25 protein-coding genes are annotated in these 22,594 nt (G+C 67.2%); 6 read left to right on the top strand and 19 right to left on the bottom strand.

What is annotated here, in order from left to right; translation table 11 throughout:
* Positions 1-29 precede the first annotated feature (29 nt).
* Entirely contained in the window at positions 30-494 is a 465-nt protein-coding gene (locus AC1RPL_RS05500) for a MarR family winged helix-turn-helix transcriptional regulator (RefSeq protein WP_493068245.1), read from the bottom strand.
* 398 nt (positions 495-892) lie between these two features.
* On the opposite strand from AC1RPL_RS05500, the gene AC1RPL_RS05495 reads away from it, so the two are divergent.
* A complete protein-coding gene (locus tag AC1RPL_RS05495) occupies positions 893-1,504 on the top strand; it encodes a TetR/AcrR family transcriptional regulator (protein ID WP_493068244.1) in 612 nt (203 codons plus the stop codon).
* Here the strand turns inward: AC1RPL_RS05495 and AC1RPL_RS05490 are convergent.
* The 11 genes from AC1RPL_RS05490 to AC1RPL_RS05440 all read right to left on the bottom strand — a co-directional run bounded on the left by AC1RPL_RS05490 (position 1,501) and on the right by AC1RPL_RS05440 (position 11,444).
* Positions 1,501-2,382, bottom strand: coding sequence for an SMP-30/gluconolactonase/LRE family protein (locus tag AC1RPL_RS05490; protein WP_493069084.1), 882 nt, complete (start codon positions 2,380-2,382; stop codon positions 1,501-1,503). The genes AC1RPL_RS05495 and AC1RPL_RS05490 overlap by 4 nt on opposite strands.
* A 10-nt stretch (positions 2,383-2,392) precedes the next feature.
* A complete protein-coding gene (gene xylB, locus AC1RPL_RS05485; RefSeq protein WP_493068243.1) occupies positions 2,393-3,172 on the bottom strand; it encodes a D-xylose 1-dehydrogenase in 780 nt (259 codons plus the stop codon).
* A 66-nt stretch (positions 3,173-3,238) separates the two neighbouring features.
* Entirely contained in the window at positions 3,239-4,342 is a 1,104-nt protein-coding gene (locus AC1RPL_RS05480; RefSeq protein ID WP_493068242.1) for a fumarylacetoacetate hydrolase family protein, read from the bottom strand.
* Between the two features lie 111 nt (positions 4,343-4,453).
* Positions 4,454-5,125 (bottom strand): nucleoside/nucleotide kinase family protein, encoded by a 672-nt coding sequence (locus tag AC1RPL_RS05475; protein ID WP_493068241.1) that lies wholly within the window; start codon positions 5,123-5,125, stop codon positions 4,454-4,456.
* Between the two features lie 47 nt (positions 5,126-5,172).
* Positions 5,173-6,234: a helix-turn-helix domain-containing protein gene (locus AC1RPL_RS05470; RefSeq protein ID WP_493068240.1), complete on the bottom strand. Its 1,062-nt coding sequence runs from the start codon at positions 6,232-6,234 to the stop codon at positions 5,173-5,175.
* A gap of 122 nt (positions 6,235-6,356) precedes the next feature.
* The gene (locus AC1RPL_RS05465) at positions 6,357-6,872 is read right to left on the bottom strand and encodes a hypothetical protein (protein ID WP_493068239.1); all 516 of its coding nucleotides are present in this window, start codon (positions 6,870-6,872) and stop codon (positions 6,357-6,359) included.
* A 64-nt stretch (positions 6,873-6,936) separates the two neighbouring features.
* Positions 6,937-7,998, bottom strand: a complete 1,062-nt coding sequence (locus AC1RPL_RS05460; RefSeq protein ID WP_493068238.1) for a sigma factor-like helix-turn-helix DNA-binding protein — start codon at positions 7,996-7,998, stop codon at positions 6,937-6,939.
* Positions 7,999-8,225: 227 nt separating this feature from the next.
* Positions 8,226-9,284, bottom strand: a complete 1,059-nt coding sequence (locus AC1RPL_RS05455; RefSeq protein ID WP_493068237.1) for a peptidoglycan-binding protein — start codon at positions 9,282-9,284, stop codon at positions 8,226-8,228.
* A complete protein-coding gene (locus AC1RPL_RS05450; RefSeq protein ID WP_493068236.1) occupies positions 9,281-9,706 on the bottom strand; it encodes a hypothetical protein in 426 nt (141 codons plus the stop codon). The genes AC1RPL_RS05455 and AC1RPL_RS05450 overlap by 4 nt, the downstream gene beginning before the upstream one ends.
* On the bottom strand, positions 9,703-11,040 hold the full coding sequence (gene fliI, locus AC1RPL_RS05445) for a flagellar protein export ATPase FliI (RefSeq protein WP_493068235.1): 1,338 nt from the start codon (positions 11,038-11,040) through the stop codon (positions 9,703-9,705). Before fliI ends, AC1RPL_RS05450 begins: the two co-directional genes overlap by 4 nt.
* Before the next feature lie 11 nt (positions 11,041-11,051).
* On the bottom strand, positions 11,052-11,444 hold the full coding sequence (locus tag AC1RPL_RS05440; RefSeq protein ID WP_493068234.1) for a flagellar biosynthesis repressor FlbT: 393 nt from the start codon (positions 11,442-11,444) through the stop codon (positions 11,052-11,054).
* A 184-nt stretch (positions 11,445-11,628) separates the two neighbouring features.
* Between AC1RPL_RS05440 and AC1RPL_RS05435 the strand changes: the two genes are divergently transcribed.
* Genes AC1RPL_RS05435 through AC1RPL_RS05425 form a run of 3 tightly spaced genes read left to right on the top strand, consistent with a single transcriptional unit; the run spans position 11,629 to position 15,962 of the window.
* On the top strand, positions 11,629-12,930 hold the full coding sequence (locus AC1RPL_RS05435) for a flagellar hook protein FlgE (protein ID WP_493068233.1): 1,302 nt from the start codon (positions 11,629-11,631) through the stop codon (positions 12,928-12,930).
* A gap of 21 nt (positions 12,931-12,951) precedes the next feature.
* Positions 12,952-15,030 (top strand): flagellar hook-associated protein FlgK, encoded by a 2,079-nt coding sequence (locus AC1RPL_RS05430; RefSeq protein ID WP_493068232.1) that lies wholly within the window; start codon positions 12,952-12,954, stop codon positions 15,028-15,030.
* Between the two features lie 23 nt (positions 15,031-15,053).
* Complete coding sequence (locus AC1RPL_RS05425; protein ID WP_493068231.1) at positions 15,054-15,962, top strand: flagellin family protein; 909 nt, start codon at positions 15,054-15,056, stop codon at positions 15,960-15,962.
* A 190-nt stretch (positions 15,963-16,152) separates the two neighbouring features.
* Here AC1RPL_RS05425 and AC1RPL_RS05420 read toward each other — a convergent pair whose 3' ends face one another.
* Both AC1RPL_RS05420 and AC1RPL_RS05415 read right to left on the bottom strand, forming a co-directional pair.
* On the bottom strand, positions 16,153-17,949 hold the full coding sequence (locus AC1RPL_RS05420; RefSeq protein WP_493068230.1) for a hypothetical protein: 1,797 nt from the start codon (positions 17,947-17,949) through the stop codon (positions 16,153-16,155).
* The gene (locus tag AC1RPL_RS05415; protein WP_493068229.1) at positions 17,949-18,170 is read right to left on the bottom strand and encodes a hypothetical protein; all 222 of its coding nucleotides are present in this window, start codon (positions 18,168-18,170) and stop codon (positions 17,949-17,951) included. Before AC1RPL_RS05415 ends, AC1RPL_RS05420 begins: the two co-directional genes overlap by 1 nt.
* A gap of 85 nt (positions 18,171-18,255) precedes the next feature.
* Between AC1RPL_RS05415 and AC1RPL_RS05410 the strand changes: the two genes are divergently transcribed.
* Positions 18,256-18,657: a hypothetical protein gene (locus AC1RPL_RS05410; protein WP_493068228.1), complete on the top strand. Its 402-nt coding sequence runs from the start codon at positions 18,256-18,258 to the stop codon at positions 18,655-18,657.
* A gap of 76 nt (positions 18,658-18,733) precedes the next feature.
* Here AC1RPL_RS05410 and AC1RPL_RS05405 read toward each other — a convergent pair whose 3' ends face one another.
* From AC1RPL_RS05405 to AC1RPL_RS05385, 5 genes are all read right to left on the bottom strand, one after another.
* Entirely contained in the window at positions 18,734-19,084 is a 351-nt protein-coding gene (locus AC1RPL_RS05405; protein WP_493068227.1) for a hypothetical protein, read from the bottom strand.
* 91 nt (positions 19,085-19,175) lie between these two features.
* Complete coding sequence (locus tag AC1RPL_RS05400; RefSeq protein ID WP_493068226.1) at positions 19,176-19,763, bottom strand: MotE family protein; 588 nt, start codon at positions 19,761-19,763, stop codon at positions 19,176-19,178.
* Positions 19,763-20,170 (bottom strand): DUF6468 domain-containing protein, encoded by a 408-nt coding sequence (locus AC1RPL_RS05395; RefSeq protein WP_493068225.1) that lies wholly within the window; start codon positions 20,168-20,170, stop codon positions 19,763-19,765. Before AC1RPL_RS05395 ends, AC1RPL_RS05400 begins: the two co-directional genes overlap by 1 nt.
* Positions 20,167-21,189: a flagellar motor switch protein FliM gene (gene fliM / locus AC1RPL_RS05390; protein WP_493068224.1), complete on the bottom strand. Its 1,023-nt coding sequence runs from the start codon at positions 21,187-21,189 to the stop codon at positions 20,167-20,169. Before fliM ends, AC1RPL_RS05395 begins: the two co-directional genes overlap by 4 nt.
* Positions 21,186-21,740 carry a flagellar basal body-associated FliL family protein gene (locus AC1RPL_RS05385; RefSeq protein ID WP_493068223.1) on the bottom strand — a complete coding sequence of 185 codons (555 nt, stop codon included), beginning with the start codon at positions 21,738-21,740 and terminating at the stop codon, positions 21,186-21,188. Before AC1RPL_RS05385 ends, fliM begins: the two co-directional genes overlap by 4 nt.
* A gap of 113 nt (positions 21,741-21,853) precedes the next feature.
* On the opposite strand from AC1RPL_RS05385, the gene flgF reads away from it, so the two are divergent.
* A complete protein-coding gene (gene flgF, locus AC1RPL_RS05380) occupies positions 21,854-22,591 on the top strand; it encodes a flagellar basal-body rod protein FlgF (RefSeq protein WP_493068222.1) in 738 nt (245 codons plus the stop codon).
* Positions 22,592-22,594 lie beyond the last annotated feature (3 nt).

The raw sequence follows: 22,594 nt of genomic DNA, 5'->3' as shown, positions 1-22,594 counted from the left end.
GTGCCTTTCTTGCTCGGAAGGGGAGGGAACTAGTCCGGGGCGTCCTCGGCCCCGCGGCCGATATCGATCAGGGTGGCGAGCACTTCGCGGGCGTGGAGGATCTTCGCTTCGCCCACCCGCGCGGCCAGTTCGGCATCGATCGCCTCGCGCGCGGCGATCTGGGTATCGGCGGCGGCGCGTCCGCGCCCGGTGAGCGTCACGGTCAGCCTGCGGCGGTCGCTGGGGTCGACCTGCCGGTCGAGATAGCCGCGCAGCACCAGCGCATCGACCAGCTGCCCCGCTGCCTGCTTGCTAACCCGCAGCTCGCGGATGATCTGGCTAAGCGGCGCCTCGCCCAGCGCCAGCGCGCCGATCACATAGAGGCCATTGCCCGGGATATCGTCATAGCCCCGCGCCGCAAGTGCCGCCCGCATCGCGCCGCCATAGGTATGACGCGCGTGCCGCAGCAGCGCGGGCAGGGCAATCTCGAGCAGGGGGGCGGGGATATTGTTCATATCGTACGTTTACAGTCAATAATCTATATAGTCAATATTATTTACTATATACCGCTGTCCTACAGGCCCGGATTCTGCTAGCAGTAAATGGCTCTTTGAAAGGTAGGGAACGTCCGGACGCGGAGGTGCGCGGCGCCTCTGGGAGGGAAAATGCGGCCCGGCGGCGCAGGCGCGTGAACATCCGCGACCAAGGCGTCCGCTGGTGCTGGGATCGACTCGGTCCGACGCTCTCCTGGATAGCGAACACCAGCGTACGAAAACCACCGCGCACCCGCCTGAACCTCGCCAATTTCGCCGTCCGGACCGTCCACTTGCCGACCCTTTGTCACCGAGCGGTGATCGGGTATATGTCACCAGTCGGTGAACATCATCACTGGCCGGTGACAAGGCTGACAGGCATGACGGAAGAGAAGAGCCGCAATCGCGGCCGCACCCAGGAGTCGATCCTCGCCGCCGCGCGCCAGGTGCTGGCCGACAAGGGTTTCGCCGCCTGGGGCGTCAACGCGATCGCCCGGGCGGCCGGCTGCGACAAGCAGTTGATCTACCGCTATTTTGGTGGGCTCGACGGACTGGCCGAGGCGATTGGCGTGGAGATGGCCGCCTGGCTCGACAAGGCGCTGTCGGCCCGCCCGGATGCGCTCGAATCCTCCACCTATCCTGAACTGATGGCCAGGCTGGCGGTCGAGTATCTCGAAGCGCTCCGCGCCAATCGCCTCGCGCAGCGCATCCTCGCCTGGGAAGTCGCCGAGGACTCGCCTCTCGCCCAAAGCTTCGCCACTGCGCGTGCGAAGGCGATGGCCGCCTGGATCCACCGCGAGCGCGGCAATCTCATGCCCCGGGAGGGGGTGGATGCCACCGCCGCCAACGCCGTGCTGGTCGCCGCGGTCCAGCAACTCGTGCTGGCCGGCGCTGCGAGCGGGCGCTTCTCGGGGATGCGCCTGAGCAGCGACCGCGACTGGGAGCGGGCGCGTGCTGCGGTGGAGGTTATCGCGCTGGCGGCGTATCGCTAGCAGCCCTCGCGGATCAGCGCTCCCGCCACGCCCGGCACCGAAACCTCGAAGCGGAACAGGTCGCCCGCGGTCGGGTTCGCCGCCTTCTCCTCGGGGGAAAGGTGCTTGTTGGCGGTGGTCGCATAGACCGTCTTCAGGTCCGGCCCGCCAAAGGCGATCTTGGTGATGGCATCGACGGGGAAGGGCACCGTCTCGAGCAAGTCACCCGCCGGTGAATAGCGACGCACCGCCGAACCCTTGTAGAGTCCCACCCACAGACACCCCTCGGCGTCCACCGTCGGCCCGTCGGGATAGCCTTCCGCGTTGGGGATGCGGGCGAACACGCGCCGGTTGGCCAGTGCGCCATCCGCGCCCAGCTCGCAGGCGTAGATCACCCCGCCCAGCGTATCGATATGGTAGAGGGTCCGCCCGTCAGGGCTCACTGCGGGGCCGTTGGTGATCGAGCAGGGCGGGGTCGAGGCGCGGCAGCTGCCGTCCCCGGCCAGCCGGTAGATCGCGCCGCTGTCCGCGACTTCGCTATCGTCCATCGTGCCCAGCCATAGCCGGCCCTGGGGATCGACGGTGCCGTCGTTCAGCCGGTTGCCGGGGAGATGCGGCTCGGGATCGACCAGGGGCGTGAAGCTGTCATCAGCGGGATCGAAGCGGGCCAGGCCCGTCTGCAGGCCAGCGATGAACCCGCCGCTCTCCGCCGGCAGCACGAAGCCGACCTGCGCCGGTGCGTCCCAGCTGCTTTTGTCGCCGCTGGCGGGATCGTAGCGGTGGACCTTGTGGCTCTTGATATCGACGAACCACAGGGCAGCGTCGCGCGCCACCCACACCGGTCCTTCGAGCAGCGGCGCGGCGAGCGACCAGACGCTGACCGGCGCCGACGTCACCACGCCCACCGGCTTACCTCCAGCCCGCGTCGACGAAGAACTCGTGGCCCGTCACCAGCCGCGCGTCGTCCGATGCCAGGAACAGCGCCATCGCTGCGATGTCATCGGGCACCAGCCGGCCCTTCAGGCACTGGGCCTTGACGATCTCGGCCTCTCCCTCGGGCGTGTACCACTTCATCTGGCGCGGGGTCTTCACATTGCCGGGCACGATGCAGACCGAGCGGATATTGTCGGGCCCCAGCTCGCGGGCGAAGCTGCGGGTCAGTCCCTCGATGCCGGCCTTGGCGGTCTGGTAGAGCGTCAGTTCCTCGAGCGCCAGGTGCCAGGAGATCGAGCCCATGTTGATGATCACGCCGGCGCCCTTGGCCTTCATCCCCGGGATCACTGCCTGGGTGCAGAAGAACAGATGCTTCAGGTTCACCCCGATACGGTTTTCCCAATAGTCTTCCGTCACTTCCTCGATGGTGTGGCGGTCGTCATTGGCGGCGTTGTTGACCAGCACGTCGAACGCGCCGTGATCCTCGATCAGCTTGGCGATCCTGAGCTTGGCGCTGCCGATGTCGGTCAGGTCGCAATGCAGATAGACCGGCGGCTGGGGCGCGCCCGACAGGCTCTCCACCAGCGCCTGCGAATCCGCATCGACGATGTCGAAAAAGGTCACGTCGGCACCCTGGCGGACAAAGCCTTCCACCAACCCCGCGCCGATGCCCGAACCGCCGCCGGTGATCAGCACCCGCTTGCCCTTCAGGCTCGGATAGACGGCACGCTGGTCGCGCGTGAGCGGCAGGTGCATGGGATCAGCTTCCGACATGAGAATGGAGTACCTTGGAAAAGCGATTAACGGGTCCGAGCGAAGCGCTCATAACAGGCCGCGGCCCGCCAGATTGCGCATCAGCTCGCGAATGCCGAAGGTCCAGGGCGCGGCGGCCTTGGACGTGGTGACGCGGTTGACGAGGGCGCCGAGCTTGGGGCTCGAGATGCGCACGACATCGCCGTCCTTGTGGGTGAAGCCGCGGCCGGGATGGTCGCGGTCCTGGATCGGGGCGAACAGCGTGCCGAGGAACAGCGCGAAGCCGTCCGGATACTGGTGCTCGCTCAGCGTCTGGCGGACCAGCTCGGTGGGATCGCGGCTGATCTGGCTCATCTTGTTGGCGCCTTCGAGCCGGTAGCCCTCGGGCCCCTCGATGACGAGATCGACCTGCGCCGAACGGACGTCGTCCATCGTGAAATGATCGTCGAACAGGCGGATGAACGGCCCCAGCGCGGTCGAGGCGTTGTTGTCCTTGGCCTTGCCTAGCAGCAGCGCGCTGCGCCCCTCGAAGTCACGCAGGTTGACGTCGTTGCCCAGCGTCGCCCCCCTGGGGGTGCCGTTCCGGTCGACGACCAGCACCACTTCGGGCTCGGGATTGTTCCAGTCGCTGTCCGAACGCACGCCGATATCCGCGCCCCAGCCGACGGCCGAAAGCACCGGCGCCTTGGTGAACACCTCGGCATCCGGCCCGATCGCGACCTCGAGATATTGCGACCACATGCCCGCCTCGATCAGCGCGGCCTTGAGGTTCGCCGCCTCGGGCGTGCCGGGGACGACCGAACGGATGCCCGATCCGACCTTGGCTTCCAGATCGCCGCGGATTTCGGAAGCCTTGTCGGCGTCGCCGCGTGCGCGCTCCTCGATCACCCGCTCGATCGCGGAGAGTGCGAAGGTCACGCCGCATGCCTTGACGCATTGCAGGTCCACGGGCGCGAGAAGGGCAGGACCGGTATCGCTACCAAGTTCGGACACGGCGCCGATATCGGTACCTCCCGCACTTGCCGGATCGGCAAGGTCGAGCAGGTCGGAGACCGTCGCGGCGGTCGCGGAGACGTCGTAGATCCGGCCGCCGCGCAGGATTACGGGGCTGGGACCGCTTCCAGTCAGGACGCGGCCAATCAGTATTGCTTGCTCATCATCGACAGGCAGCATTTCCGCCGGAGACGCTTTCAAATCCTCTCGCCCCAAATCTTGTGCTTTGATAGCGCTACCATGCTGCGTCGCGGGGTGGGCTGTCAAGCCGGTCACCGTCCCTTTCCGGTGCTATTCCGGCAGCTTCGCGATATGGCCCAGGATATCCCCGACGATATCAGCGGGTGGGCGCATCGCCCCATCGGTGCTCGCATGCACCATCTGCCACGGCCCGAGCAGCCCCGCGCGCACGATCGACTCGTAATTGGCGCGCACGCGCTGCTGGAGCGCGACATCGGCTTCATATTCGTCGAAGCTCTTGCTCGTGTAGCTGCGCTCGGCCTTTTGCAGGATCAGCGCGCGCGCAAGATCCCAGGGCGTGTCGAGATAGATGGACAGGGCCGGGACGGGCAGGGCGAACTGGCCGGTCTCGAGCGCCAGGATCCATTCCATCAGCGCGCGGCTCTCCTCCACCGGCACGCGCGCGCCCTGATAGGCCATGTTCGAGGCGACATAGCGGTCGAAGATCAGCACATCGTGCGCGCCCATCGCCGCCAGGACCTGGTCACGCCATTCGAACCGGTCGAGCGCGTATAGCGTCGCGGCGGCATGCGGGCGCACCGGCACGGGCATGTCGCCGGCCAGATAGCGGCCGATCGTTACGCCCGCCACGGTCTCGCCATAGCGCGGGAAGCCGATCACGGTGGCCGTCTTGCCGGCAGCCTGCAGCGTCTCGCAGAGCAGCCGCGAAGTGGTGTTCTTGCCGACGCCGTCGGCGCCCTCGATCGCGACGATGATCCCCATGGTTCAGCGCCCTAGCACGGGCTTCGCGATCAGAGGAAGATAGGTGATCAGAGGAAGACGGCGGAGACGATCGCAGCCAGGCTGGCGGGGTCGCAATCGTCCAGCGGCACCTCCAGGTCGGGATTGACGCTGTAGCCGATCATTCGCCCGTCACGGCTGGAGGCGACCGAGAGCAGCCGCCAGTCCTCACCCTCGCGCAGCGCGGCGAGACCGCCGGGCACCGGTAGCCGATCGGGATCGGCAATCACGGTCGAATGGGCAGGCAAGCCGCCGCCCAGAGTCGCGCGGCCGACCTTGAGCCCGAAGGCCCGGGGGCCGGCGATGTGCGGCGCCTCGACCGTCTCGCCGGTCGGCTGATGGCCGATCAGCCCGTTGGGTCGCGGCGCGCCATAGACAGGGAGAAGATGGAGTGCGGCCACCGGTCCGCTCGCCGGCAACGGCAGGGGAATGGCGGCAGGTGCCGGCGCAGACGGGTCGCTTTCCAGCGCCGCGGTCAGATCGGCGAGCCGCTCGCGGGTGCGGGCATGACGTGCTTCGGGATTGGCGATGCCGGCGAAGAAGGAGTCGAGCTGGCCCGCGGCATGGCGCTGCTCCACGTCATGGCGCAGCGCCGCCTCGCCGGCCACGCCGAACAATGCAAACAGCGACTCGCGGACTGCGGCGTTCCAGCGGGCAAAGGACTTCTGCGCATTCTCGACGCGCGACAGATTGACCGGCGGGAGGCCGAAATCGCGCTCGATAGCAGCGATGGTAAGTGCGGGATCGAGCGTGCGGCGGGCGCGCAGCGCGGCACCGAGAAGCACGGCGAAGCGCTCCTCCTCCAAATCAATCGTTGCGCCGTCGCCGAATGGCTGGGCCCAGGCGGCGATGTCGAAATCGGGCGCGTCGATGTCGAGCAGCAAATCCGCAGGTGCGATGCCCAGTCCGGCAGCGATCCGACGAAGTTCGTCGGGCCGCGGCATGACTTCGCCACGCTCGATCTTGGAAAGACGAATATAGGGAATCTCGGGAATCTTTGCCGAGAGGCGGAGCAGCTTGGCAAAGCCATGGCGTTGCCGCTGCTCGCGCATCCGGTTCGGAAATACAATTGCACGATAGAAATCGATCACGGGTTCGCCTGCGGATCCCTGCCGCATCTTACCCTTACCGTTCGCGCTTGCCATGCCCGATCCCCTCAAACTGAGAGCATCTTGAAGCAATTCAAGGATAATACAAGGTAAACGCCATTCCGTTAGTGGAATGAGCCTACCGATTGCACACCCGAAAGCAGCGCGCACGGACCCGCCGGATCGAGGTCCAGGATCATCGCCAGCGTGCTTTCGCCGGTGGCGTGGCGCAACAGCCAGCCTTGTGCGGAAGGAGCAGGGTGATCGGGGGCGAAGGCTATGCCGGTCCCGTCGGTCACGACACCGAGTGCTTCGGGCATGGCCGGCCACCGGCCGCCGAGATAGTCGAGCAGCGCCGCCGCCGCTTCCTGCAGCGCGCCTTCATCGCTGTCTTCCGGGCAGAAGGCCTCTGGCGTTGCCGAGATGGCGGCGACGCGCTTGAAGTCGCGTGCGCGCCACCACAGCAGGTGGATCTGTCCGTCGGCCGTGGCTTCCAGGCCCAGGATCAAGTCGCCGCCTGCCGGCAGCAATGGCCGCGCGAGACGGGCCACGTCCTGCGCCAGCGCGGTCAGGTGCCGATTGGGGCGCGGCAGCGAGCCGTGCGGCTCCTTCGCGTCGCGCCAGTCGAAATTGCTGTGCATCGGTTCCTCCATGCTCTCCTCCGAGCATTATAGGATGGTGTCGCCGGGAAGCGGTCCGATACGATCAGTGGAGCGACGCGCTCGAAGGGGCTGGGGCGATGGCCAGCTGAACCGCCTCGACGCGCTCGGCCGGCTGCGTGGCGGCAGCGGCGATGGCGGGGCTTAGCGTCATCGGATCGACGGCGCTGACGCTGGCGAGGCGGTTATGCGGCAGGCTCGCATCCGGAAGGATGCCGGCACGCGACGCCGGAGCCGACTGGCGGCGCTTGGCGGCGCCCGGCTGGCCATATTCTGCCATCACGGCGAAGCGCGGATCCTTGGCGGCGATCTCGGCGATCGCCTTGGCGGCGCGCTTGGTGATCTGGCGGACGCGCTCCTTGGTCACGCCGGTCTCGATCGAAAGGTCGTCGAGCGTGGCGGTCTGGAACACGCGGCGTTCCACGATCTCGCGGTCACGGCTCAGCTTGGCCTCGAGCTTCTCGAGCTCGGCGGGATCGATGCCGTGGGTAGCGGTGCGGAGGCGGGGCCCCTCGGTGCGGCGGAGCGCTGCCTCGACGCGCTTCGGACGGGGACGGCGGCGCAGCGCCTCGACACCGACCTTGCGGAGCTGTTCGACATAGGTATCGATGAGCTGCGAGACGGCGCCCTCGGCGAGGTAATCGGAAGCGGCGGCCTCGGTGCGGTCGAGGGCATATTCGTCCGCGATCATCGCCTCGGGCGAGATCTCGTCGCCGTCCGGCGAGGTGGCGAGGGCGCTGAGCGAAACGGTAGTGGCCTCGACCTTCTTCGCCGACGGGCGCTGATCGGTCATCAGGCGGAAGCGCAGGCTCTGCAGCTCGCCGCGGATCTGCCAGTTCACGAAAGTGGTGAACTGCGCCTTGGCCGGGTCATAGGCTTCGATGGCACGGTGCACTGCGATGGCGCAGCACTGCTCGGCGTCTTCCCAATGGGCGATAAGGCCATACTGGCGGACGAAGTGGCGGATGCGCGGGGCGATCAGCTTGAGGATCTGGGCGAAGGCACGATCGACATAGACGCGCTGACGGTTGGTCTGCGGCACGTCCTTGGGCGTGTTCTCGATAACGGTAGCGACTGCGGCTTCGAGAGCGATCGTGATCTTCGACATTGTTGTATTCCCCTGTTCGTCCGGGCCGCCAGTTCTGGGCCGCCGTTCACAGGAGCAACATGGTCTCTAATCCTTTAACAGATCCCTTAAAATCCTATATGTAGTCCTACCACCCGTAGATTTCCCTTGGGCGGGAAACTCCGATATAACGCACAGAGAATAAGCGTTTTTTGTAGCTTTTCGCTAGTTCCGGCGGCGCCGATAGAAATATTATAGGATGAAATAATTCAACCGGCGAATTGCGCGGGACGGATTCTGCGATCGATGAATCCGAGCAGCCATTGGCGGTGCGCCTGGGTTGCGTTGCCCGCCGCAGCGATTCGTTGATCGGCGGCGCCGCTGCCGATCTGGGCGGCGAGCAGCATGCGGGCGCGGCCCGGCTCGATCCCGCCGGCAAGAAACTTCTTCGCGTCGCCCACGCCGAGATGGTGCGAGAGATAGGCCGACTTGGCCAGCGTCTCGGCATCGGTGCTCACCCGGATTCCCGATTGTTCGAGCCGGTTCAGGTTGAGCTTGGCGAGATCGGCGACGCCCAGGATCGAGGCCTGGCCGTCATAGCGCAATGCCAGCAGTTCGCTGCGCGCGCCGGCCTGGACCTTGCCGCGCCCGTCCAGCCAGCCGCGTTCCGAAGCGACCTGGTTGAGCCAGGTGCCCGAAGTCTCGGCCAGTTGCTCCCAGGTGCCGCTCAGGAACTGGCCGAGGCCGGCTGCGCTGGAGCGGGGATTGCGCGACATGGTGTTCCAGGTGCCGTCCTGGCCCTTGGCGGCCTCGGCATCGACGATCGAGGCAAGCGCGGTCGCCGGGATGCCGGTGCGGCTCTCGGCCAAAGCGAGGGCGGGGGCGAAGCGCGTGTTGGCGCCGAGCGCGAGGCCGGAGACTACTGCTCCCTTTGCGACCGAGACGGTCGCTTCGGTGCCCATCGCCGCGGCCATCTTGCGGCTGCTCTGCTCGGCAGCACTGCCGATCGCGCCGCGAAGGTCCTCGATGCAATTGTCGGCGAAGCTGGCGCTGGCGGCAGTCTTCTGGTGGCAGGCGCAGGCACAGCCGCAATTGCAGCCCTGCACCCCGTTTGCCTGCGCGCCGGTCTGTCCATTGAGCAGCTCGAGCAGCGAATCCCCGGCCAAGTCGGTCTGGCCCAGGCCGTTGTTCTTCTTGTCGTCGCTGTCGCCATCGCCGAGCGCAGCGCGCCACAGGCGGCTCGCAAGTTCGGACTGCGCGGTGGAATAGATCACCTTGGCGCGGTTGGCGGGGCTCATCTGAGCCAGTTCGTTGGTGCGCGGGATCATGCGTTGCGCTCCGCCTCACGGCGCGCACGGACCAGCTTGGCCGCGGCGATATCATCGATCTGTGCCTGCTCGGCACTGGCGGCGACGCGCTCGGCTTCGTCCTTGAAGCGGTCGGCGGCGCCTTCGATCGCGCGCATCGTGCCATAGGCCTCGACGGCCTTGCCACGCAGATGGGTGAGCTGCATCTGGGCGAGCTGCGCCTGATGATCGAGCCGGGCGCGCTCCGCCTTCATCCGCAGCGTCCAGGCATCGCTGGCGATGGGGACGGTGGCGGCGAGTGCGCGCTCCTCGCGCATGCGGATCTCATGCGCGTTGGTCTGGTGGGTGATCGTGGTGATCGTGGTGATCGTCTCGCTGATCGACACCTTGACGGAATCGACCTCGCGGCGCTGGACGCGCAGGGCTGTGTCGAACGGCGTCATTCGGCTGCCTCCAGGCCCAGCGCGACGAGCTCGCCGAGCGCGGCGAATGCGGCATCGGCATGGCCCTGATCGTCCTTGCCCTGGTTGAGCATCTTCTCGATCTCGGGCGCGAGCGCCACGGCGCGGTCCACTTCGGGCGACGAGCCGGCCTTGTAGGCGCCGAGCCGCACCATCTCTTCCATGTCGGAATAGGTGGAGAGCAGCTTGCGCGCGGCGATGCGCGTGCCGTTCTGCGCGTCGTCCATGCAATGCGGCAGGGTACGCGAGACAGATTTGAGGATGTCGATGGCCGGATAGCGGCCGCGCTCGGCGATTGCACGGCGCATTACGACGTGGCCGTCGAGGATGCCGCGCACGGCGTCGGCGACCGGCTCGTTATGGTCGTCGCCATCGACGAGGACAGTGAACAGGCCGGTGATATTGCCCTTGCCCGGCGCGCCGGGGCCGGCACGCTCGAGCAGCCGGGGCAGTTCGGCGAAAACGGTGGGAGTATAGCCCTTGGTCGCCGGCGGCTCGCCCGAAGCGAGGCCGATCTCGCGTTGCGCCATGGCGAAGCGGGTGACCGAGTCCATCAGGCACAGCACGTTGAGGCCCTGGTCGCGGAAATGCTCGGCGACCGCGAGGGTGGTCCAGGCGGCCTGGCGGCGCATCAGCGCGGGCTCGTCCGACGTCGCGACGACGACGACCGAGCGGGCCATGCCCTCGGGGCCAAGATCGTCCTCGATGAATTCCTGCACTTCGCGGCCGCGCTCGCCGATCAGCCCGATCACTGCGACGTCGCACTGGGTCCAGCGCGCGAGCATCGAGAGCAGCACCGACTTGCCGACGCCCGAGCCCGCGAACAGGCCGAGGCGCTGGCCGCGGCAGAGCGGCACGAACATGTCGAGCGTGCGCACGCCGGTCTCGATCCGCTCGCCCACGCGCGAGCGGCTGGCAGCAGCCGGCGGCGAGGCCTTGATCGGCTGGGGGTCGGCGCCGTTGGGGAGGGGGCCAAGCCCGTCCACCGGACGGCCGAGCCCGTTGATCATCCGGCCGAGCCATGCCTGCGATGGGCGGACGCTGAACTGGCCGGCGCCGAGATCGGCACGCGCGCCCAGGCCCACGCCCTGCGGATCGACAAAGGGAAGGCACAGGGCGACTTCGCGATCGAGCGCCGTCACTTCGGCCTGGACCACGCCGTTGGGCGAGGCGATCTCGATGCGGCTGCCGATCTGCGCGGCACCAGCGAGCCCTTCCACTTCGATCAGCGCGCCGCGCACGGCGACGACACGACCGAAGCGGCGATCGGGGGTCATGTCCCGGATCGCACGGGCTGCGCTGGCGAGCGTCTGCATCTCGAGGAGCCTCAGGCCGCCTGCTGGGCGATGACCGCGTCCTCGAACGCGATCACGTCGCGCGCAGTGGACAGCGCCTTGTAATATTCGCCCTGGGCGATCTCGCTGGCGAAGCGGATGCAGGCCGACTTGGCCTCCTGCGCGCCGAACGCGCCGATCAGCGCGCCGACCAGGCCGACCACCGCGTCGTGGTGGCTGTCGCGGCTGGTCGGGTCAATATAGGCAAGCATGGCGGCGAAATAGAGCTGGCGCGCCGGGGTGGTCGCCTCTTCGGGGCGCATGATCTCGCGCCCGCGGAGGATCGATACCTTATTCTCTACGGCGATCTGGGTGCGGCCCACCGCGCGGATCACCGCGCCGTTGACGATTGCCTTCTCGCCATCGCGAAGCGTGATGCGAAGCATTGGGAAACAGCCTTTCGTTCGTTTGGCTGTATTATAGGATGCATTTCGGGCCACGGATGTCGCACCCGGCAATTTTTGCCCAGCACGCTTTCTTCTCCGCTCCGCTTTGGGTCTGCGCTGCGGTCATCCTACAATTAGGGAGTGGGCCCGTGCGCGTTTCGCGGGCATTCAGGGAGTATCCGTCTTGAGCCTTTATTCCGCTCTCTATGCCGGCGTGTCCGGTCTCAGCGCGCAGTCCGCCGCGATGGCGACGGTCGCCGACAACATCACCAACATCAATACGGTCGGCTACAAGGGCGTCGAAGCCCAGTTCCGCACCATGGTGACGGACGGCCGTGCGAAGAGCAACTATTCGGCAGGTGGCGTCAACGCCGCGCCGGTCACCATGATTTCCAAGCAGGGCCTGATCCAGGCCTCGGCCAGCACCACCGATCTCGCGATCGACGGCGGCGGCTTCTTCGTCACGCGCACTTCGTCCAATTCCACGGGCGACGTCGCCTATACCCGCGCGGGCTCGTTCCGCCCGGACGAGGAAGGCTTCCTCAAGAATGCCGGCGGCCTCTATCTCTATGGCTGGCGTCTCGACGCTACCGGTGACTACACCAACACCGGCAACGTCAACGGCCTTGAGCCGGTCCGTGTCAGCGACCTGATCGGCACCGCCTCGCCGACCACGCGCATCCAGGCGCGCGCCAATCTCCAGTCGACCACGGACGCCTATACCGGCACCTATGCGGTCGGCGACCTGTCGACGGGCACCGTCGCGAACCAGTTCGAGCGGTCGTTCGACGTCTATGACTCGCAGGGCGGCGCACACCGTGTGACCATGGGCTTCGTCAAGACCGGCCCGAACGAGTGGCAGGGCGAGATCTACGCGAAGCCGGCCAGCGACGTGACCGCCACCAATGGCGTGCTCGCCAGCGGCACGGTGAAGTTCAACCCGGACGGCAGCCTCGATCGCGCCGGCTCGAGCGCGGCTTTCTTCAATCCGATCACGCCGGCCTGGACCAACAATGCCGCCTCGGTTCCGATCAACCTGTCGATCGGCAGCGACGACGGCATCGACGGCCTCACCCAGTTCGGCACCGAGAGCTCGCTCATCTCGTCGAACGTCGATGGCGGCATGCTCGGCAACCTCTCGTCGATCGACATCAGCAAGACCGGCACGGTCAGCGCGATCTTCGACGACGGCACCACGCGCGCCGTGTTCCAGCTGCCGATCGCGACCTTCCAGAATCCGGATGGTCTCACCCGCGTCTCGGGCAACAGCTATATCTCCAGCAAGCAGTCGGGCGGCGTCACGCTGAACGTCCCGGGCTCGCTCGGCGCCGGCAACCTCACCTCGAGCGCGCTCGAGGCCTCGACGGTCGATCTGGCGGGCGAGTTCACCAACATGATCCGTTTCCAGCGCGCCTACAGCGCGTCGTCGAAGATCATCACGACCGTCGACGACATGTTGCGCGAAGTCAGCGACCTCAAGCGCTAACTCTAGCTGAAAACAGGAACGATGGGCCTCAGTGACATTCTCGGTACCGCGGTTTCCGGCCTGACAGCAGCTCAGGCCGGTCTCCGCGCGGTTTCCAACAACATCGCGAATGTCGGCGTCGCCGGCTACGCTCGGGAGAAGGTCAACCTCTCGACGAGCGTGGTCGGTGGCCAGGTCAGCGGGGTGGTGGTCGGCGAGCCGACCCGCGTCGCCGATCGCTTCCTCGAGGCCACGGTCTACACCCGCTCGGGCGATTATGGCCGGTCGGAAGTCACCTCCAACTACATGGATCGCCTGCAGTCGCTGCTTGGGCAGCCGGGGGCCTCATCCGGCCTTCCGGCACGGCTTGACGCAGTCACTGCCTCTGCCGTGGCGATGACCGGGTCGCAGGCCTCCACCCAGACGGTGGCGTCGTTCACTGCCGATGTGCAGGACGCGATCGATTCGATGCAGCAGATGGACCATGACGTGTCCCAGCTGCGCTCCGATGTGGAATCGGAAGTCGGCTACTCGGTCGACAAGGTCAACACGCTGCTCAAGCGCATCTACGACCTGAACGGCACCGTCGCCCAGGCTACCGGGCTTGGCCGCAGTTCCGGTGGCGCCGCCGATCAGCGGATGAGCGCGATCGAGGAGCTGAGCGGGCTGATGCAGGTCACTGTCCGCGATCAGCCGGACGGCCGCGTCACCATCGAGAGCGCCAATGGCCAGGTGCTGCTCGACAAGCGCCTGCGCCAGCTTTCCTATCCCACCACCGGGGCGGGTTCGCAGCCCACCTATCCCGCGATCGAAGTCCGTTTCGCCAATCCGGATGCCTCGACCGGCGACAAGATCGATTCCGCCGCGATCGGCGGCAAGCTCGGCGGCCTGCTCGATCTGCGCGACCGCGCGCTCCCGGCCTTCTCCGAGCAGCTCGGCACGCTGTTCACCGGCCTGTCGCAGGCACTGAATTCGGTGTCCAACGCCGGCAGCACCGTGCCGCCGCCCAGCACGCTCACCGGCCGCAACAGCGGCATGGTCGGCAGCGATCGGCTGGGCTTCACCGGCGCGGCCACCTTCGCGGTCACTAAGGCCGACGGTACGCTCGTCGCCAGCACCAAGGTCGATTTCGACGCACTCGGGCCGAGCGCGACGATCGATGACATGGTCAATGCGATCAATACGGGCCTGGGCGGTGCCGGCACGGCCAGCTTCACGAATGGTGCGCTCAGCATCACCGCGAACGGCACCGGCACCGGCATCGCGATCGGCCAGGACGCCACTGCGCCCAGCGCGCGTGGCGGGCAGGGCGTCTCGCAATTCTTCGGGCTCAACGACCTCGTCCGCAGCGATAGCTCTGCGCTGGTCCCCTCGGGTTTCGCAAGCAGCGACCCCCATGGCTTTGCTGCGGGCGAGACTTCGCAGATCGTGCTGCGCGACAGTTCGGGCCGGGCGCTGACCAGCTATACCCTGGCGCCCACCGCCGGTGGGACGTTCGGCGACATCGTCGACGATCTCAACGGCAGCCCGCTCTCCAACTTCGGCACCTTCTCGCTCGACGACGCCGGCCGCCTGCGCTTCCAGGCCGCGCCGAACGTCGCCGGTGCGACGCTGTCGATCCCGTCGGACTCGACCAACCGCCTCGGTACAGGCCGCAGCCTGTCGCAGCTGATGAGCCTCACCGGCGCATCGAGCGGCCTCGACACCGCGCAGGTGCGTTCGGAGATCCTCGCCGATCCCAAGAAGCTTGGCCTCGCCCAACTGCAGGACGTCGCGGTCGGCGCCAAGGCGCTGGGCGCGGGCGACATGCGCGGGGCGACAGCCTTCGTGAACAAGCTCGGCACGGCGATCGACCTCGGCAAGGACGGCAAGTCCACGGTCGAGGCCTTTGCCAGCAACCTTATGGGCAGGATCGGCCTCAACGCCAGCCAGGCCCAGGGCCAGCTCGCCGATGCCTCGGCGCGGCGCGACGACGCGGTCAACCGCCGCGACAGCTTCGCCGGCGTCAACATCGACGAGGAGCTTTCGCAGATGGTCGTGCTGCAGAACAGCTATTCGGCTGCCGCGCGCGTGATCAGCACCGCGAACGACATGTACGACACGCTCCTGAACATGGTCTGATAAGAGAAGAAGAGGGAACATCAATGACCCGCGTCGCCACCATTCCACTCCAGCGCACCATGTCCAGCGCGATGTCGCGCGCGCAGGAGAAGCTCGCGATCACCCAGACCCAGCTGTCGACCGGCAAGAAGGCCTCGAGCTTCGCCGATCTCGGCACCGAGTCGGTGCGCAACCTCTCGGCCCACTCGTTGCTGGCCCGCCAGGAAGCGCAGTCGACCGTGTCGAAGCGTGTCGGCACCACGCTGACGCTGTACCAGGCAAACATGGAAGGCATCGAGAGCGCGACTTCGGACCTGCGCACCAGCCTGATGAACGCCGTCGGTACGGGCGATGCCGCCGGCCTGCAGGAAGCGATCCAGACGGCGTTCGACCAGTTCCGCACTTCGCTGAACGCGTCGGAAGGCGGCACGCCGCTGTTCGGCGGCAGCCAGACCGATCAGGCGCCCTTTTCGGTCAACACGCTTGCCGACGCGGCCGCCACCCCCGGCGCCAGCGCCTTCCATAACGACACTGTGCGCGCCAATGCCCGCGTGGCCGATGGTGTGGACGTGAGCTACGGCGTCGGCGCGAGCGAGATCGGCGCCAGCCTGTACGAAGCGTTCCGCTCGCTCGGCGCGGTCGGCGACATCGGCCTGAAGGCGACCGATGCGCAGATGGACGCGATCAAGCAGGCAGTGTCGCAGCTCGATACCGGCCTGGGCGACCTTCGCGCCGTCAACGCCGAGAATGGCCGCAAGCAGAACCAGGTCGAGACGCTTGCAGCGCGCGGCGAAGCACGCGGCCTGGTCCTCCAGAACGTGATCCAGGAGAATGAGGACGCCGATCTCGGCCAGGTCGCGATCGACCTCGCCCAGCAGAAGACGGTGCTCGAGGCGAGCTACTCGGTATTCTCGCAGCTCTCGGGCCTGAGCCTCGTCAACTATATCCGCTGATCGGCGTCCCTCGCGCCGATGAACGGAAAGCCCGGAGCAGCGATGCTCCGGGCTTTTCGTTTTCTTCGCGACCCCATCGAGCCGAGGCGCCCAGCCAGTCGATAGCGGAAAAAGAAAAGGCCGGGCATCGAGCCCGACCTTTTCTAAGCCACTCCTGGCCCCTCCCTTGCACGGAAGGGAAAGTCGGAGTTCAGCCCCCGGCGTCGAGCAGATCGCCGATCGCGCCCGCGGGGCTCGCCTCGGGAATCGCGCCGATCGCGGCGTCGAGCTTGGCCGGGTCGATCTTGTCCAGGCTGCCGGTCAGTGCCTCGAAGGCGCCGGCAGTCGGCAGGCCCTTGAACGCCGCTGCATAGCGGCCGTTCAGCCCCTTGAGCTTGTCGTTCCGATTGAGCATCGCCAGCGCCACGGCGTAGCGCAGCACCGCGGCCTGTTGCGGCGCGCCGAGCGCCTTGGCCGACGGCAGGCTGGCTTCGCTCTCGGTGACGAAATTGCCCCAGTCCTGGGTTCGCCAGTGGATTTCCGCCCGCACCGCCGCGCCATCGGGCACGCCGTCCAGCGCTGCCGCGGCAGCGTCGTCCTTGCCCAGGCGGTGGAGCGCGACGGCTTCCATCCGCTTGCGGTCCCAGCGCATCTGGTCGGTATAGCTCGGCTGCTCGGTGGTCTGCAGCGCGGTGAGCGCCAGGTCCGGGCGGCCAGCGAGGATCTGCAGCATCGCGACGCGCACCGAAAGCGGGCCCTGCGCCACGTCCTGCGCGCGCTGGCTCAGCTGATAGCTCAGCAGTTCGGCGGCGCGGGCATAGAGCCCAGCGGCCTGGAGCCGGTCCGCCAGGCGGTTGGCGAGCAGATCGCCATCGCCGCCGGAGGGCGCGAGCTCGCGATAATCCCAATAAAGGCCGGCGGCCTCGGCCAGCGGCACCTTGCTCTCCGGTGCCAGCACCGCAGTCAGCGATTGCTGGAGCTCGGCGAGCATCGGGCCGGCCTGGGCGCCCAGCTTGAAATAGCGCAGCAGCGTGGCGCCGCTCTTCAGCTCGGTGCGCAGGTCCTGCTGGTCCTTGGCCAGGCCATATTCGATGGTCAGCGCACGCTGCTCGACCGGGCCGCCGCGCCAGCCGAAGCGCAGCGCGTCGAGCTGCTTGATCGCCTCGGCAGGATTCGTCGAATGGCCGTCGATGCCGACTTCGATCGTACCGAGCCGCGCCGCGGCCTTTATCTCGGCATTGCCGTCGAGCGCTGCGCGCTCGAAGCGCAGCCGTGCGCCGGGCAGGTCCTTCTGGGCGAGCAGCGCGCGGCCGCGCAGCATATTGGCCTCGGGGTTCTGGTCGTTGAACAGGCCCAGCCATTGCAGCGCCGGCTGGGGCTGGCCCACATCGATCGCCGCACCGGCGGCGGAAAGCATGAAGTCCACCCGGTCGCCCGGCGCACGCGCGTTGATCGCGATGCGGGCGCAGTTGATCTGCCCCACGGCTGCGTTCGCGTCGCCCGAATGGGCCAGCGCGCGCATCCGCCAGGCACACGCCTCGGGATTGCTTGCCAGCTCGGGCGAGGCGAGCGATTCCACTGCCTCGGCATCGCGGCCGATCAGGGTGAGCGCCGCGCCGCGTGCCAGCTGATACGGGGCCACCAGCGCCAGGTCCTTGTCGCTCAGGCGCATCACTTCGAGCACGCCCAGCGCTTCGGCGCCGCGCTCGGCGGCGATCAGGCCCTTGGCATAGCTCCAGCGCACGAACTGGCGCTTGTCGGGCGTGGCGGTGGCGAGCTGGTGCCAGGCCTCGGTGCCGGTGATGCCGCTCCACCCATCGCCGCCGGTGATCGACGGCATCTGCGCGAGCTCGGCCGCGAAGCGGGGCAGGGCGGCGTTGGGGATGGTCGCGGCGGGGGCGGCAGGCGCCGCCGGCGCCGCGGGCGCGGCCGGCTTGGCGGCGTCGTGCGGCGCAGGCGCGGTGGCCGTGGTGGCGCCCGCGGCGAGGATGAGGAACAGGTTGCGCATCAGCCGATCCCGAAGGGACGCACGAACGCGATCGCCACGCCGCCGCCGATGCAGGCGAGCAGGAACAGGATCGCCGACATGAGCGGCAGCGCGGCCTTGCCGGGCGCGGCAGCCGCCGCCGCCTTGGCAGGCTGGGCGGGGTTGTCGATTATCGTCCGCACATTGGGATTGGCTGCGTCGGAGACGACGCGCATCTTTCCCGGGCGTTGATCGTAGCTCAAGTCACCACCTGCTCGCTGATTCCATTCTATTATAGAGGGATGGGCGCGTGGACGGCGCGCCGTGTACCGATATCGGAGAATGGATTTGCGACGCGAAACGCTTGCAGCGCTGGGCCTCGCGGCATTGCCGCTGCCGGGCGGAGGTGCGCTTGCCTCGGGCGGCGGTGGCGGCGAAGGTCCGCACCTCGTCCCGATGGAAGAGGTCACCGTCCCGATCATCGACAGCGACCGGGTGAATGGCGCGCTGACCTTCAAGCTGGTGATCGACGCCGGCTCGGACGAGACCGCCAAGAAGCTCACGGACGAGATGCCGGTGCTCCGCTCCGCCACGATCGCGGCGGGCCTGGAGTTCGCTCGGCTGAACGCGTCGGCGCTCCGCGCAGTGGACGCCCAGCGCCTCGACCATGATCTCACCGCCGCGCTCAAGACCACGGAGCCGGGCCTGGTGCGTGTGCTGATCGTCGAGGTCGAAGCGCGAACCGGCTGACGGATTTCCGCAAGGATCAAAGAAAAGCCCGTCCCGGCAGATCGCCGGGACGGGCTTTTTCTCGTCAGCCGAACCGCTACGGACGCGACGGGGCTGCCGGAGCGGGTGCTTGCGCGTCGAAGCTCTTGCGGCGCTCCCGCACACCCTTGATCCATGCCGGGAAGTTGGCCGCCTTGTCCGCATCCGCAGCGTCCAGCGCCGCCAGGAACGCGCGATTGCTTTCCTGTCCCCTGGTGACCAGCGTACGCGTCGTGGCACATTGCGCCTTGGCCAGGCCGAAAATCTCTTCGTCCCTGGCATCGGTATGCGACGCCTTGATCGCAGCATGCATCATGCATTGATCGTAGACGATATAGCCCTTCTGGTCGGGCGTGAGCTGTGGAACTCCGGCTTCCTGGGCCATGGCGGGCACGACAACCGCACCCATCAGGACCATTCCAAATATTATTCGGCGCATCCCACCCTCCCGAGAAGAGCGTCAATGCCTAACCGCTCCCGGTTAAGGGTAGATGATCGGCTCAGCGCCGGGCAGCGGCCGCCGGTCCGGCGGGAGCACGCCCCGCCACCTGCGGCTGGGCCTGCGGCTTGGCGCCACGCCGCGCCATCGCCATGCTCAGCGTCGCGGCGCCCTTGGGCGTCATCGCCGCCATGATCATCGCAGTCGAGCGCTCGCGCATGCGCTGCGCCACCTTCATCTGCACTTCCATGTCGAGCTGCTCGAAGACCACCGCAGCGGCCTTGGGCTTCATCGCCTGATAGATGCGGGCGAGCTCGTCGAACTGCGAGTCCGCCGGGCCGGCCGCGCCGGGGGCACCATTCGCGCCCGCGGCAGGTTGCTGCTGCGCCTCTTCCTGCTTCTTGCGCGCCTCCATGTCGGCGGCGAGCCGGGCAGAGGCCGCCTTGGCCGCCTGCTCGCGCAGGTCGAGGCCGCGCTTGCGCCGCGCGGCGGCGGCATCGCGGTCGCTCATGTCCTGCGTGATCGCATTGCCGAGCCGCGTCGTGGTCGGGCTATTGTCCTGCGCACCGGTCGCGATCGTCGCCGCATTGGCGACCGCCGCTAGCCCGGCCACGCCGGCCGTGAGGAGGAGGAGGGTGGGGCGTGCCATTATGCGGCTTCCGCGATCTTGGCGACGGCCTCCGCAATGGCTTCGGCTTCCGCCGTGTCCGCCGTTTCGCCGTCCGAGGCGTTGCGCTGGGCATTGGCCAGGCTCACCGCATTGACGATCCGCTCGGCGGCGGAATCGGCGATGCCGGTCATCAGGCTCAGCTCGTCGCGCAGCTCGCGGGCGCGCTCGACCAGCTGCGCGTGGCGGGCGCAGTCGGTGCCGAGCGTGTGCTTCATGTCCGACAGCACGGCGCGGGCCTGGACGGTGGCGATCTGCAGCGCCTCGACCACCTGGGTCAGCGCGCCGTCCTTGACGGTGCGCAGGCTCTTCATCATCCGGACGCTCTGCACGAGCACGGCCATGCACAGGATGATCGTCAGCACATTGGCGAGTAGCGCGATGCTCATTGCTTCACCTTCTTGTCGGAGGAAACGTCGTTGACCAGGCGCACGGCAACCTTGCCGCTGCGCTGGCCGATCTGGCCCTGGGCGAGCTTCACGCCGCCACAGGCAATATCGAGGGGATCGTCGGGGCTCTTGTGGAGCGAGATGGTCTGGCCGATCTCGAGGCCACGCAGGTCGGCGATGCTCATCGCCTTCTCGCCCAGCAGAACGCTCATCGAAACGTTGGTCTTGCGCACCTCGGCGGCCATGTGCGCCTCCCAGATGCTGTCGCGGCCGCTCTTCTCGCCCATGAAGCGCTGGAGCAGCTTGTCGCGCACCGGCTCGAGCGTGGCATAGGGGAACACCAGGGTGAACCGTCCGCCGCGCCCGTCCATGTCCACCCGGAAGGTGGCGGTGGCGCAGATGTTGGAGACGCCGGCGATCGCCGCGAAACGCGGGTTGGTCTCGATGCGCTCCAGGTTCATGTGGACCGGCTCGATCGGGGCGAACGCCTCGGAGAAGTCGTTCAGCGCCAGGCTCAGCATGCGCGACACCAGGCCGGTCTCGATCGTGGTGAAGGCGCGCCCATCGATCACCATCGTCGATCCGCCGCCGCCGCGGCCACCGAGCAGCGCATCGACCACCGAGTAGATCAGGTTGGAATCGACGGTGACGAGGCCATAGCTCTCCCACTCCTCGATCTTGAACACGCCGACCATGGCCGGCAGCGCGACGCGGTTCATGAACTCGCCGAAGCGGGTGGAGGTCACTTCCTCCAGGCTCACATCGACGCCGTCCGAAGTCAGGTTGCGCATCGACTGGGCGAAGGAGCGCACCACGCGGTCGCACACCACTTCGAGCATCGGCAGGCGCTCATGGCTGATGACCTTGGATTCGATGACGGCGCGCAGGCCCTTCTTGCCCACCGTGGGCCCGAAATCGCCGAACAGCGCATCGATGTCCGCCTGGTCGAAGCTGCCGCCGCCCACGTCGCCCATCGCGACCGGGGGTTCGGGCAGGTCGAAATCGTCGAGATCGATCATTGCTGGACTAGGTCCTGAATCAGAATGTCCTTCACCTGGCCGTCGCCAAGCGTTGCCGTGGCGCGCACCATCATCTCTTCCTTGATCCGGAAGACCGCGGCGGAGCCGGCGAGATCCTCGGGGCGCAGCTCGCGCAGGAACGGCTGGAAGCTGTCCATCACCAGCGGCAGCTTCTCCTTCAGCGAGTCCGCAGCGACGCCGTCCGCGGGCACGATCATGAAATGCAGCTTCAGGAAGCGGGCCTGGCCGTCGGGCGAACGCAGGTTCACCATGAATGCGGGCACATCGACATAGGCGTCCTTGCCGGCTTCGCCTTCGGCACCGCCCTCGGCATGGCCGCTATCGGCCTTCTTCTCTTCGGTCTTGGCGTGGCCGCCTTCGGCCGTCTCGGCCTTGGCGCTGCCGCCCGAGAGCATGAAGGCCGCACCGCCACCGCCGCCGAGCAGCAATACGCCTGCCGCGGCACCGATGATGATCAGCTTCTTCTTCGACTTGGGCTTGGCGGCCTTCACAGCCTCTGCGCCCTCCTCGATGATTTCCGGAGACGACATTCCCTGGTGACCTTCCGAAATCTGCACGCCGACACCGCGCCGGTGCATTTCATTCTATTATAGGATCAGTGCCCGGCAATTGTTGCCTAGTGCGAATTTTTGAGGGACGTCCGGTGGACATTTCTTCCTATGTGCTGCTCAGCCAGGAAACGGCGCTCCGCCGTCGCATGGATGTGGCGGCGAATAATCTCGCCAACATGAATACGGTTGGCTTCAAGCGCGAACAGCCGGTCTTCCGCGAATATGTGGAGAAGACCGAAAGCGCGGTGAAGCCTGCGCAGACGACTGCGTTCGTGCTCGACTATGGCGCGACCCATGATTTCAGCCAGGGCGGCTTCCAGCCGACCGGCAATCCGCTCGACGTGATGATCGAGGGCAATGGCTATCTGTCGGTGCAGGCGCCCGATGGCTCGACCGCCTATACGCGTTCGGGCCAGCTCAAGATGCTGCCTACCGGCGAGCTCGCCACCTCCAGCGGCAACAAGGTGCTGGGGGAGGGCGGCAAGCCGATCACCATCCCCGCCGAAGCCGCGAACCAGATCGAAATCGGCAAGGACGGCACGATCAACGGTCCCGGCGGTCCCTTTGGCCGCCTCACCGTGACGACGTTCAATGAAGCCAGCGTCGATCCGCGCGGCGACGGGCTGTTCAGCGGCACCGGCGGTCGCGAGCTGCCTTCGGGCGAGACCCACCTCCAGACGGGCGGCATCGAAGGCTCCAACGTCAACGCGATCCAGGAGACCACCGACATGGTGGAGATCCTGCGCGCCTATCAGACCAGCCAGAACCTCTCCCAGAGCATGAACGACATGCGCAAGTCGGCGATCGACCGGCTGAGCAAGGTCGGCTGACCC

Source organism: Sphingomonas sp. GW821-FHT12D09 (assembly GCF_058807215.1).
This window is presented reverse-complemented; position numbering and strand designations above follow the sequence as displayed.